The organism is Ochrobactrum sp. WV_118_8, from assembly GCF_039631535.1.
Classification (GTDB): Bacteria; Pseudomonadota; Alphaproteobacteria; order Rhizobiales; family Rhizobiaceae; genus Brucella; species Brucella anthropi.
Genome location: NZ_JBDIUZ010000006.1, coordinates 215506 through 227581 on the forward strand (window position 1 = coordinate 215506; position 12076 = coordinate 227581).

A 12076-nucleotide genomic window follows, 5' to 3' on the forward strand; every position below is an offset into this window, starting at 1 on the left:
CCCGTTCCTTTTATTCTTATTTCGCTTGGGGTGTGTTGCTCATGGAGCCAGGCTTGCCAGAAACCTGGTTATGGGGCCCGGGGCACGATTGAGGATTTCGATGTCATTCTTTCTTCGAATGGCCCCGCGGACGATTTTCGCTCCTAGATAACGCACAGGTTCGGGCGGAAGCCTGGTGCGGTTTTTGATCCCCACCAAACCGCATCCGCTCCATTTATCCACGCGACCCAGGATCAGGCTTGCAAGAATCCGTCCAGCGACAGGTGTCTGTGCAATGCCGGTCCCGTTGAAACCCAGAGCATAGAAGATATTCGGATGGTGCTTTAGATGATCGAACACAGGCAGATGCTGTGCCGTACAATCGATAGGACCGCACCAGTCATGAAGGATAGGTACGTCCTTTAGCTGTGGATATACGCGATGCAGTTCACGTATGTTGTCTGCACCGCCATCCCCGCTTCGATTAAAGCGCGCGTCGATCCGATCATTATAGGCAATTCCACCCGTTCCCCGTCCAAATACGACCTGATCCGACGTCGTGCGCTGATAATAGAGCACGTGATGCTGCGCATCGCAGATCGAAGCACCATCAGTCCATCCGATACGCTTGAGTATATCTCCAGCAGGCGCAGTCGCAACCAGCTGACTGCTAACCACATAAAGATAGGGATGAAGCTCAGGGATCGCGGAAGCCCAAGCATTGACCGTTAAAGCAACTTTGGAGGCAATCAATGTCCCGTCTGGTGTTTTAAGTTCGGGCCGCTCACCCGGAACGATCTCCAAAACAGGGCTTTTTTCATGAATGACAATCCCCTTGGAAAGCGCAAGCTTGCGAAGGCCAAGAGCAAGCTTGGCGGGCTGGACAGTCCCTGCCCGCTCCTCGACAATACCGACATATGACACGCTGGAGCCAGTGCGCCGTTCAATGTCATGCGCATTCAATGTCTGGAACGGGTTGAACCCGGATTCCTGACAGATATCCAGTGCTTTCGCCCATGCACCTTCCTGTGCGACAGAACTTGCGGTCCACAGCCAGCCATCAAGACGCAGATCCATGTCAATGGTTCCGCAATCTTGCAGCGCTTTCAGCTCATCGATTGCATCGCAGGTTGCCTGACAAAGCATGCGCGCATCTTCGTCGCCCACAAGGTCGCGCAACATATCGATTTCAGCATACCAGCTGTGGACTTGTCCGCCATTACGCCCTGATGCGCCCGAACCGCAAAAATCTGCTTCCAGGATTGTGATACGCGCATTTGGTTCTTGTTCTCGTATCCGCAGTGCCGTCCAAAGCCCGGCGTATCCCCCGCCAACGATTACAATATCGCATTGCTGCTGACCCGTTAAAGGTGCGGTGACCGGATCTGCGCCAATACTTTGCAGCCAGAATGAACGATCCTGCTTCGCCGCGACAACGGGAGGTCTCATTGTGATAGAGCTCATAGTCAGACCTTCTGCGCTGTTGCAATCACTTCGTGGTATTTGTCGAGCAGCCATTGCGGGATTGACTGCAAGGGCTGGGGAAAGCCCCCCGGGTGCGTGCAGGTTTCAGACGCACTGACAGCTGCCTTTTGCAGCGCCTCTTCTTCAGAACAACCTTCGAAGAAAAGCGCCACCAGAAATGAGGCGATAAAGCTATCACCAGCTCCACAAGTGTCGACCACGTTCACGGGTACGGAACCTGCGGAATACAATTGGCGTCCATTGTCATAGAAAGAACCGCGTTTGCCGCAGGTAATAACGACCTGTTGAGCCCCGGCCCGTTTGAATCGTGTAATCAATGGCTGCACCGGTTCGTCCGGATCGTCTGGTCCTGATGCAAAAACCAACGGGACGCCCTCAAGCGTCAGGTCAAAATGCCGGGTAGAGACATCCACACTGAACCTGACACCGTCCTCTACAAGCTGACGCACCAGTCTTTCACTGGAATTGGTCCCAAGATGGGTCCAATCAGATGAGCGCAAAGCCTGATACCGCTGCTGATCTGGAATGTAGTTTTCGCCAACACCCAGAGATTCAAACAGAAAATGCCGTTCACCGTCATTATCGGTCAAAAGCGTTACAGCTGAATTTCCCTGAATAGTTTCAATATCGCTTGGCGCAAGTCCGACATCTTCGATCACACCAAGCATGATCTCTGCTTCCCTGTCGGGTGCCAGTGCGCCCATATACCGGGCACCGACCCCAAGCCGTTTCCACTGCACAGCAACATTAAGGGCATTTCCACCAACAGTAACGACCCCCTTGTTCAAATAGGCATCAAGGCAGTTGTCACCCACAGCAACAAGATTGAGATTTGCGTTCTTCATCATCGTTCCGCAGTATCAAAGTGGGGGGAAATCGCATCAAGGCAGCGCCGCCAGACTGCAACCGGATCCAGTGCATATGAGCCGTTTCCAAATGGCTCGAAGGTCAATGTACCCTGGAATGAATGATGGGCGATTTCAGCAAGGTAGCCGTCAAGTGGCAAATTTCCGTCCCCCCACGCCAAATGTCCCGCCGGTGTTCCATCGACGACATGAACATGGGCAAGACGTTTGCCAAATCTCGAAAAGTAATCACCAACCTTATCTCCGGCCGCGGCCATGGCAACCAGATCAAGTACCAGGTCGACATTTTCCGCATTCAGATCCTGCCAGAGACGTTCAAGATCGGCGGCATTATTGACGATGTTGCTTTCAGTGCGCTGTAGAGGCTCAAGCAGACATCGAAGCCCCAGATTGGCCGCATGTGTCGTAATTCTCTCCAACGACTGAAGCGAATGGTTCCACGCGCTTTCGCGGCTCTCGCACTCAAAACCCCGTCCGGGTGTCAAGAAGAGGTAGTTCGCACCCAGTTCGGCACTTAAATCGGCTGCTCGCAGAAAGCATTCAACACTCTTTTCACGATAAGCTACGTCGCCCGAGGCTATGTTGACCGGATAAAGAACCTGTTCCGGGGTGAAGCAATGTACGCTGATCCCGTTATCATTCAGAATTGACCGAACACCTGAAAGCCGTGCCCGGTCAGAATGAAACAGATCAAGATGGGGGGCTATTCCCCATAGTTCCATACGTTGAAAGCCCATCAGCCGAAGCTGTTCGACCACCCATTGAAAGGGATAGTGCTGGAACGAAAAGTTGGCACCGATCAACTGTTCACGTTTTAACATTTTCCACCACGCTATTTGCCGATGCCTTCCGCCAGCCCGCGAATGAAGAAACGCTGTGCGGCGAAGAAGACGATCAGGATCGGAAGTGCCGAAAGTGTCATTGCAGCAAAGACAACGGCATAATTGGTTCCGTGTTTTGCCATGATCGATGTAAGGCCGACGGGCAGGGTCTGCACATCCGCACCACTGGTGAAGATCATGGCGAAGAGATATTCATTCCAGGCAAACAGAACGTGCAAGATTGCGCACGAGACGAGTATCGGCTTGCAAAGAGGTAAGGTCACACGCCAGAAAATCTGACCTTCACTGGCTCCGTCCATGACGGCGGCTTCGTCCAGATCGCGCGGAAGACCAAGCATATAGGCGCGAATAAGAAACGTGGTGAACGGGATGCGAAACGCGGTATAGAGAATAATAAGCGCCCAATAGGTGTTGTAGAGACCAAGCTTTTGCATGATCCGCACCAGCGGAATGACCGCAACCGTTGGGCTCAACATCAATCCGCCAAGCACCAGACCGACAAAGAACGGCTTGCCCGGCAGTTTGGATCGCGTCAGGCCATAAGCAGTCCAGGCGCTTACCAGAACCGTACAGACAGCCGAAACCAGCGTGACGATGATGCTCGTTGCAATATAGTTCCTGATGCCCTGGTTCCACGCCGATATATAGTTGTCGAGCGTGAAGCCTGTTGGCAGCGCAAAGGGCTCACCAAATATCTCGGAGTTAGTCTTAAAACCATTCAGGGCCATCCACACCAGCGGATAGATTACAACGATACCAAGACTAATGAGGAAAGTAACCAGACAGACACGCACAAGCGTCTGCACAAAATCCGTGGGTTGCATCTCGCGCGACTGATAGGGAGCGTTGCTCATAGTTCTACCCTCCGCTTTCTGGTATACCAGAGCTGTCCAAAGCCGGTCAGCAGCGTGATGATAAAAATTACCGAAGCGATAGCAGCGCCATAACCGAAGTCATTTTCAATAAAGCCCTGTTGATAGAGCCATGTTCCCAACACCTGACTGCTGTTGTTGGGGCCACCGCCTGTCATAACCATGACTTCGTTGAAGACCTGAAACGCTCCGGTAATCGTAACGATAACCATGAGACCGGTCATTTCGCGTGTCAGTGGAAAAGTTATGTTCCACAGCCGACGCCACATACCCGCGCCGTCCATAGTCGCCGCATCATAAAGTTCGCGCGGGATCTTCTGGATTGCTATGGCAAATAGAAGAGTTGAATAGCCAAAGCCCTGCCACTGGCTCATGGCAATGATTGAGTAGATCGCGGTCTGTTCTTCTCCCAGCCATGCCCGAGACCAAGCGGCAAGTCCCATATGGGTAAAAGCGGAATCCAGCAGGCCTATATCGGGCTGATAGATAAAGTAAAACAACAGCCCCGTCACTGTGATCGAAATTGCTGATGGTATGAAATAGACAGCGCGCCAGAACCTACGCCATGTTTCATGTTGCAGACCTTCAATGATCGCCGCGAGCACGAATGCACCGAACACCTGGAACACGACCGAAATGACAGCATAAAGCGTGTTGTTCAAGATTGCCGTCCAGATCACCGGATCGTCTTGCAGACGTCGATAATTATCCAGACCGACAAAGGCAGTTTCGCCAGTAAAAATATCCTGATTTGTCGTGCTGACGATAAAGTTGTTGATGATGGGATAGTAGACAAACCATAGGATTAAAACGAACGCGATCAGAACCCAACGGAACGACAGCAGCTTCGCCAGCAAACCGGACTTGTCGAATTGCGACCCGTCCGGCAGGGGGAAGCCGTTTTTGACAGCCTCCCCTCTATATTCACGCTTCATGACAGTCATCGGCCAATAACATCCTTATCGGGAAGAGGCTGCAGCCTTTTTTACCTTTTCCATGACCTGTTCCGGTGTCATGGATCCACCAATCAGGGCTTGCAGGCCCGAAAGCCAGACAGATGCAACGCGCGGTGGATTGGCCGTATCAAGCCACGGCATCAGATAGGACGAATCCGCGATAACCTTGAGACCTTCAACGACAGACGGGTTCATGCTCTCAGCCGAATATCCGCCAACAGTGGCGCTTGGCTGCCCATAAGGTGGGGCCGACAAAACCTTCCCGTTTTCGGGCGAGGTGATAAACTTCATGAAATCCACAGCCAGCGGAATGTTCTTCGACGCGGAATTGATCATATAGCCTTCAGGCGCACCTTCGATTGATTTGACATCACCCTTTGCGTCTTTCGCTGCTGGCAGTTTGAAAAAGCCAAAGTCTTCCTTCTTCAGTGCACCATCTGCCGTGCTTTGATCAAACTCGATAATTTCTTGATAGTACATTGCGGATTTGGCGTTGCTGAACTGCTGCAATGCCGAAGCATAGGATGAGCCGTTTGTACCTGCGCCGTCCGAACAATCGTCGATGAGCTTCTTCAGTTGTGTCAGGCTCTCAACATAGCCTGCATCCGAATATTCGGCCGTCTTCGGATTGAAATCCTTTTCAAGCGTCGCTTGTGGTACATTATAGGCAAGCAACTGACCGGCAAAATGCACAGCTGGCCAGCCTTCCTTGTTACCGAACGAAATCGGCGTCACACCGGACTTGCGCAGAGCTGCACATGCACTGATCAGTTCATCGAAACTCTTCGGTTCCGCCACACCGGCCTTGTCAAAAAGGGCTTTGTTATAGCCCATGAACTTTGCATCCAGATAAAGCGGAATTCCGTATAATTTGCCATTATACTGGAATGCGCTGACTGCTGCATGGGCAAGCTGTTTGCCCCATGGCGTGTCGGGACCAATAATCTTGGTCAGATCGACAGCACGATTGCCTCGCACAAAGTTCTCGCCCCAGCTCCCAGTCCAGGTGAAGTAGATATCTGGCAGCGAGTTAGACGCAACCAGGGCCTTGGTTTTCCCCTTCACGCTGTCGTCGCTTTCCTGAATAAGCTCGACTTTTACGCCTGGGTGAAGCTTCTCATATTCCTTGGCAGCGTTGACGAAATAGGGGGAAAGTTGCTGAAGGCCGAACTTCGTCAAAATGCTCAACGTGCCAGAATATTCGACGGGAGCATCAGGTTCCGCAACCACAGCGTCACTGGCGAGAGCTGCATTCATGTTGCCAGCCAACAATCCAAACATCAGGAGTGAAGCAAGGCTTGTTGTGCTCAAAAGCGTTTTGCATTTCATCTCGAAGTTCCTCTCTTTTTGCTATTGTTTCTTTATGTCGTCAGAATGCAGGAACCCGATCCGGCATAACCGGATCGGGGACGGCTCTTAGTACTCGACACGTTTGTAATAGCGCCGCGTGGTCAACGGGTGATCACGCAGCACTTCCAGATGAGCACTCAAACGTTCCAGCATGGTTGCCAGGATGATTGGGGAGATCAGGCTGCGTGTCTTTTGGGAGATGCCTGGAAGGCTGGCAGAAGCGGCGTCCAGAATACGAACCTTATCGGTGTAGCGCTTTGCGAAGTTTTCGACCCGGTCCGTCAAAGGACGGCATGCATCCTCGCCCTTGAATATGAACAGGCTGACGCCTGGCTCAACCAGTTCGAGCGTGCCGTGGAAGAAGTCGGAAGCATGAACCGGACGCGTGCGGATCCATTGCATTTCTTCGAGAATGCACATGCCGTAATAGTGAGCTTCTGGCCACGCCGTGCCAGCGCCGGTGAAGATGTGATACTTCTCGTCCTTTATTTCCTGCGCGAGCGCGGCTGCGCCTTCTTCAAAGTTCTCCTTCACCGAAACCAGTAGTTCCGGAAGGCGCTTCAACTCGGAGACGGTTTCGTCGTATTCTGGAAATTCACCGCGTTCAGCCAGCAGCGCCAGCACGATCAAGAGGGTCTGCAGGTAAAACGATTCTGAAGAAGTGTCGTCCTCTGCAAAATTGGTGAAGTTGTAATCGGCATCAAGGCCCAGAGGCGTGTCCTTGTGACCGGTAAGCGATAGCGTTTTAACACCCTTCTTTTTCAAGAATGCCAGAAGCTGCACGCTTTCCTTGGTCGTCCCCGACAGGGATGGAAGGATCACGAGTGCCTTTTCGTCCAGCCCGGCGGGCGCTTCTAAAACAACCTGAGCGGAGAATGCCGCTGACACCGGGAAAACGGTTGCGTTGCGGGCAATCTCGATTGCGGGCTGGGTCAAAAACTGTACGCCGCCCGTCCCCATGAAGAAAATGCGTTCCAGGCCATCGTCGAGCAGCCTGCGCATCAGAGCGCGTACATCCTCTGCAATTGCGACCGCGCCGCCCTGTATTTTTACAAAGCGATCTTTATCGAAGTTGAGCATTACTACCTTCCCGTTTGCGCAGTTGAAACCTCGAGAAAAGCCCGAACCGGTTTTGCGCCTGTAACTCGTTGAGACAATGTGAGATCGATCTCACATATATTTAGCGCACAAGATTTTTCCTGTGGCAAGTAGGTTTCAGAATTTTTTTACAGGCAGAAAATCAAGCTTCGTTGGCTCATCGACGGCTGACCGAACCCCGGACTATCAGCTTGGTTTCAAAGCTTATTTTCTCTGGCAGTCTCTTTTTTCCTGCTATTTTTTCAAGCAGAAGCCGGCCGGCAGCACGACCTATTTCCGACACAGGCTGGGAAACGACCGTGATCTGTGGATCGGTAAAAGTCGCCAGATTGAAATCATCAAAACCGATCAGAGAGACATCATGAGGAATCGATATTCCCATCGATCGGAAGGCTAAAAGCGCTCCCTGTGTCATCAAGCTGTCGACGGTAAAAAGTGCCGTTGGAGGCTTTTTTTGACTGAACAGGCGTATCGTTGCATCCACGGCATGCTCAACCGTCGACTGTGCGACGCAGATCAATTTTTCGCTGGGTTCGATGCCATGGGCAAGCAACGCAGTCTTATAGCCATTGAAACGCTCGCGCGATGTGAAGATGCGTGCATCATCTTGCAAAAGCGCAATATCGCGATGCCCCATTTCGATCAGATATTCAATGGCCTTGCGCGCGCCACCTTCATTGTCGACCACGACACTGTCGCACGCGACACCCTGCGCTGCGCGATCGATCAGGACCAGAGGTACGTTTTCGTCGATCAGCCGTTGCAGATGCGAACTGTCTTCGGCTGATGTCGGCGCGACGATGAAACCGCGTATGCTCAACGATTGCAGGCTGGCCAGCAGTGATTTTTCCTGATCCAGTTGTTCTTCACTGCTCGCAATGATGAGATTGTGCCCTTCTTCTCGCGCCAGCACTTCAACATCATGGGCAATTTTTGCAAAGAACGGATTCTGGATGTCGCCAAGAACGCAGCCGATAATTGGCAACTGCCCGCTGCGCAGAGCCTGAGCCAGTCGATTGCCTCTATATCCCAGTTTCTCCGCAGCAGCCTGAACCTTCTGCGCCGTTTCATCACCAACATAACCGTAACTGTTGAGTGCGCGGGCAGCCGTAGCGCGCGATACATTCGCCAGTGCCGCCACATCCTTAAGGGTCGCCGATTTCAGAGCCATACCATTTTCACACCTGATGAACCTTGACAGTTGTTATCATCCGGAGAGGCGCAAGAGTAGTACCGTCTATCAAATGATTTGCAGGATGATCGATCGAAGATTATTTGGGCTCTGATCTATTGTGCGGTGAAAGGCCGGGCATATCAAAACAGCCATCGTCGTACAGAATGGAACGGGACTGTCAGCCAACCAGGAACTCTCGCGATGCGATGATTGCCAGTCAAGATTCTGGGTCCTGCTACTCACCCGCAGTAATTTAGCTCCGTAACGCCATAAAGAGATATGAACCTATGCCATCGCAACTGATGTTTACACTTAGGTTAAGGTAACAGTGCCCACCGATAGGACTCAAACAAGCGCCACGAGGATTGTCGACCGTACTCAGAAATAGCCCCTCCACTGCTTCCGCGTGAAGGGGCTCGTCATGGACATTGATGAAACTACCTACGGTAGGCTAAGCCGCTCCAAATTCGGCCTTCGTCTCGGTGACGACCACCATGCACTGCTCCGATATAGGCGGCCACTGCGGCAACTAAGGCTGAAGCAGCCAAAAGGAAGGCGCTCAGAATGCCAGCTATTTTGGTCTTCTCAGCAGTCTCCAATGCTTGTGCTTTTGCTTCCTCAAGCGCCTTACTGGCTTGTTCTTTTGCCTCATCAATCTGCTTTCGCGCTTCATCGAGCTTCCTCTGCGCTTCCGTTCTCACGGTCTGGACCCGCTCGATTGTCTGATTGACGCGATTTTGGGCGTCGGTCTCACTCATTCCCGTTTGAGCCGTAACCTGACGGACGAGCCAAGCTTTATCTTCGTCGGTTATCTGGCCTGTCGAGAGCAGGTTGGAGAAAATGCTGCCTGCCTGTCGGGTGAAATCAGCAGCATTTTGACCCTCCCCACTAGAAGCGGGTGCTCTATCATTTCGCAGCAACGTATCTGTAAAATAGTCGACGGGATTGACCTTCAATCCCTGGGGAAGCATTTGCTCAATGGAGGGTGCTGCTGCTTGCCCAGTGCCTTGGATAATGCCGCCGGCCGCACTGCCAGCCCCAGATATTAGTCCTCCGGCCAATTGGCCAGCTCCTTGCGCCGTTCCTCCAATGACGGTTCCTGCTGTTTCTGCGACAGTTTGGGCAGCGCCACCAACTGCTTTAGCGCCGCCAGATAAAATTGAAAGTGCAAATAGCGCAGAGATTAATGTTCCCAAGCCCCAAACAGCCAGACCGTTCAAGCCATCACGAACGGTCAGTTCGTCCCGAGTAGCGGTACCCGCAGGTCTTCGCATGCGGCCGGCGATATAGCCTCCCAGCATATAAGAACCAACCATCGAGATGATGACAAACAGCGCAGTAATGACCAACCACGCTACGCTTATATCGCCTCCGTTATCCAACGATATCGAACTGAGACCGAGTCCGCTCGCGAACGTTGTCAAGACTGTCATGGTGGCCGATGCAACAACTGTTCCTGCAAAAATTGCTGGCCAGTCTACATAACCGCGATTACCATCGCTCTGTACTGAGTTTTGATCAACCATTAGCGTAACCCTAGAAATGACAGGATAAACAAAACGATTACAACCAGACCAACGAGATAGATTATTGAGTTCATTATCGTGTCTCCTCCATTACGGATGGCGCTAATGAACAATTCTTGCGGGCAAAAAGTTCCAAATTTTAAGAGAGACTTGCTGAATAAGCCGCGCGACGTTGTTTCAGTTTTTAGGGATATATTAGCCACTTAATGGTTCGTTCGTCTTAGTTTACGAAGGGGAGCGCCGCTATCAAATTAATATTGCTTGCTTTTTCGACATCTGTAATAGCTCCAGCTCCGGTCTATGGCCAACCGAGGGTTGGAAAAAACTGAAAGAACGTCCATTGCATACGGGAGTTGGGACTCCTGGACGGCGCAACCGTCGTTGAAATGGAATACCGGGACAAAAATGTCTCTGCCAAACGGAAACAGACACCAATCATCGGCGTCACGGTTGAAACCTGTTTTCACCCAGCGACGAAGGCGGCTTCGCCTGAGGTCGCATCCCTTCTCTGATCGAGACCTGTAAATTCAACGACATCGCTCGCTTTACCTTTCTCAAGGCTAGACTAACCACTATCGTAAGGGGCATTCCCAAAGTCGACGACCTGTTTCCATGGAACGTCAAGCAAGGAGAGCTGCGCTCAGCACCGAACGCTTACTGTGATCGCACGTAGATCGTTTCAAATGTGAAGGTCAAGAACGAGCGATATGATTTTCTGGCAACCACTCTCCTGTGAACTAAAACACCGCGGGAAGCGCTGATGGTCCCTCTTTAAAAAACTTTTTTGGAACTTATGTCGCCAGCGGGAGTTTCATGTCTGTTACTTAATTCACTGGAGAAATACAATGAAAATCAGAACGTTAGCGTTCTTAAGCGCTTGTATCATCGCGCCTTCGGCTGTGTTCGCTCAGGACACCGGCAAAACCTCTCCGGAAACTCCAGCGGTAGCAACGCCCAATAGCAACAATCCAGACGCGCCGGTTAAGGGTGCCAACAGCTTTACAGAAGATCAGGCCAAATCAAGGATTGAGGAGGCAGGATACACGGGCGTAAGCGGCCTTAAATTGAACGAAGAAAACGGCATCTGGGAAGCCTCTGCCATGAAAGGTAACGAGAAGCTGGACGTCCAGCTTGACTACCAGGGCAATGTCACAAAGAAGCCAATGTGAAGGTTTGGCTTCCGTCCGCCATTTGAACATGGGAGATTTCTATGAAAACCGTTACCGGATTATTTGACACTTATGAAGCAGCCAAGGATGCCGTGGCACGTCTCGAAAACGCTGGGTTCCCGTCAGACGACATTTCCATTGTATCCCACCGCCGCGACGATGACGGTGAGAGTAATGCCGGCTCTGGCGCGGGGGTTGGTGCAGGTCTAGGTGCGGCTGTCGGTGGTGCCGGTGGTCTTTTGACAGGACTTGGGTTGATGGCGATTCCAGGCGTTGGGCCAGTCGTGGCCGCAGGTTGGCTCGCAGCAACATTGACCGGTGCAGTCGGAGGCGCAGTTGTCGGGGGGGTCGCCGGTGGTCTCATCGGAGCGCTCACGGAGAGCGGGGTGTCGGAAGAAGACGCTCACTTATACGCTGAAGGCGTTCGTCGCGGTGGTTCACTTGTGACCGCTCGCATTGCCGATGATCGCGTCGCGGAAGCAGACGCTATTTTAGCCGGTGCCAGCCCGGTGGATATCAATGCGCGACGCAAACTTTATGTCGAGGAAGGCTGGCAAAGATTTGACTCCAATGCCGATCCTTACACCAAAGATGAAATCGAACGGGAACGCAGCCGTTTTCTTTAAAGCTTGAGCGGGCGAAAGCCCGCTCCACCAATGTGCTAGATAATCGTTCACAATTTTTTGCGTCTTACTGCATACAGGATCTCTTTTCGTTGATCTAACCAATGTTACCGATGCAGACTGTTGACGTGAAATA

The 12076-nt window shown here is 52.0% G+C and carries 11 protein-coding genes; 2 read left to right on the forward strand and 9 right to left on the reverse strand.

The window, feature by feature from the left end; translation table 11 throughout:
* Window positions 1-39: 39 nt before the first annotated feature.
* From ABDF71_RS26880 to ABDF71_RS26920, 9 genes are all read right to left on the reverse strand, one after another.
* A complete protein-coding gene (locus ABDF71_RS26880; protein WP_312196805.1) occupies window positions 40-1443 on the reverse strand; it encodes an FAD-dependent oxidoreductase in 1404 nt (467 codons plus the stop codon).
* A gap of 2 nt (window positions 1444-1445) precedes the next feature.
* Window positions 1446-2312 (reverse strand): PfkB family carbohydrate kinase, encoded by an 867-nt coding sequence (locus tag ABDF71_RS26885; protein ID WP_258125288.1) that lies wholly within the window; start codon window positions 2310-2312, stop codon window positions 1446-1448.
* Window positions 2309-3151, reverse strand: a complete 843-nt coding sequence (locus ABDF71_RS26890; RefSeq protein WP_258125287.1) for a sugar phosphate isomerase/epimerase family protein — start codon at window positions 3149-3151, stop codon at window positions 2309-2311. Before ABDF71_RS26890 ends, ABDF71_RS26885 begins: the two co-directional genes overlap by 4 nt.
* An 11-nt stretch (window positions 3152-3162) precedes the next feature.
* Window positions 3163-4026, reverse strand: a complete 864-nt coding sequence (locus ABDF71_RS26895; RefSeq protein ID WP_151610654.1) for a carbohydrate ABC transporter permease — start codon at window positions 4024-4026, stop codon at window positions 3163-3165.
* The gene (locus ABDF71_RS26900) at window positions 4023-4988 is read right to left on the reverse strand and encodes a carbohydrate ABC transporter permease (protein WP_151610653.1); all 966 of its coding nucleotides are present in this window, start codon (window positions 4986-4988) and stop codon (window positions 4023-4025) included. The genes ABDF71_RS26895 and ABDF71_RS26900 overlap by 4 nt, the downstream gene beginning before the upstream one ends.
* 15 nt (window positions 4989-5003) lie before the next feature.
* The gene (locus ABDF71_RS26905) at window positions 5004-6329 is read right to left on the reverse strand and encodes an ABC transporter substrate-binding protein (RefSeq protein ID WP_151610652.1); all 1326 of its coding nucleotides are present in this window, start codon (window positions 6327-6329) and stop codon (window positions 5004-5006) included.
* An 87-nt stretch (window positions 6330-6416) separates the two neighbouring features.
* Complete coding sequence (locus ABDF71_RS26910; protein ID WP_151610651.1) at window positions 6417-7430, reverse strand: SIS domain-containing protein; 1014 nt, start codon at window positions 7428-7430, stop codon at window positions 6417-6419.
* A gap of 175 nt (window positions 7431-7605) precedes the next feature.
* Window positions 7606-8619: a LacI family DNA-binding transcriptional regulator gene (locus ABDF71_RS26915; protein ID WP_151610650.1), complete on the reverse strand. Its 1014-nt coding sequence runs from the start codon at window positions 8617-8619 to the stop codon at window positions 7606-7608.
* 440 nt (window positions 8620-9059) lie between these two features.
* A complete protein-coding gene (locus ABDF71_RS26920; protein WP_258125251.1) occupies window positions 9060-10148 on the reverse strand; it encodes a F0F1 ATP synthase subunit B in 1089 nt (362 codons plus the stop codon).
* Window positions 10149-10993: 845 nt separating this feature from the next.
* On the opposite strand from ABDF71_RS26920, the gene ABDF71_RS26925 reads away from it, so the two are divergent.
* Window positions 10994-11317, forward strand: coding sequence for a hypothetical protein (locus tag ABDF71_RS26925; protein ID WP_011982983.1), 324 nt, complete (start codon window positions 10994-10996; stop codon window positions 11315-11317).
* A 41-nt stretch (window positions 11318-11358) separates the two neighbouring features.
* Window positions 11359-11943, forward strand: a complete 585-nt coding sequence (locus ABDF71_RS26930; RefSeq protein ID WP_011982984.1) for a general stress protein — start codon at window positions 11359-11361, stop codon at window positions 11941-11943.
* Window positions 11944-12076: the final 133 nt, after the last annotated feature.

Bases quoted from the DNA above. Each gene is read 5' to 3' on its own strand.
- ABDF71_RS26920 (WP_258125251.1), bottom strand. From the start codon at position 10,148: ATGGTTGATCAAAACTCAGTACAGAGCGATGGTAATCGCGGTTATGTA.
- ABDF71_RS26925 (WP_011982983.1), top strand. From the start codon at position 10,994: ATGAAAATCAGAACGTTAGCGTTCTTAAGCGCTTGTATCATCGCGCCT.
- ABDF71_RS26890 (WP_258125287.1), bottom strand. From the start codon at position 3,151: ATGTTAAAACGTGAACAGTTGATCGGTGCCAACTTTTCGTTCCAGCAC.
- ABDF71_RS26895 (WP_151610654.1), bottom strand. From the start codon at position 4,026: ATGAGCAACGCTCCCTATCAGTCGCGCGAGATGCAACCCACGGATTTT.
- ABDF71_RS26900 (WP_151610653.1), bottom strand. From the start codon at position 4,988: ATGACTGTCATGAAGCGTGAATATAGAGGGGAGGCTGTCAAAAACGGC.
- ABDF71_RS26885 (WP_258125288.1), bottom strand. From the start codon at position 2,312: ATGATGAAGAACGCAAATCTCAATCTTGTTGCTGTGGGTGACAACTGC.
- ABDF71_RS26930 (WP_011982984.1), top strand. From the start codon at position 11,359: ATGAAAACCGTTACCGGATTATTTGACACTTATGAAGCAGCCAAGGAT.
- ABDF71_RS26915 (WP_151610650.1), bottom strand. From the start codon at position 8,619: ATGGCTCTGAAATCGGCGACCCTTAAGGATGTGGCGGCACTGGCGAAT.
- ABDF71_RS26910 (WP_151610651.1), bottom strand. From the start codon at position 7,430: ATGCTCAACTTCGATAAAGATCGCTTTGTAAAAATACAGGGCGGCGCG.
- ABDF71_RS26880 (WP_312196805.1), bottom strand. From the start codon at position 1,443: ATGAGCTCTATCACAATGAGACCTCCCGTTGTCGCGGCGAAGCAGGAT.
- ABDF71_RS26905 (WP_151610652.1), bottom strand. From the start codon at position 6,329: ATGAAATGCAAAACGCTTTTGAGCACAACAAGCCTTGCTTCACTCCTG.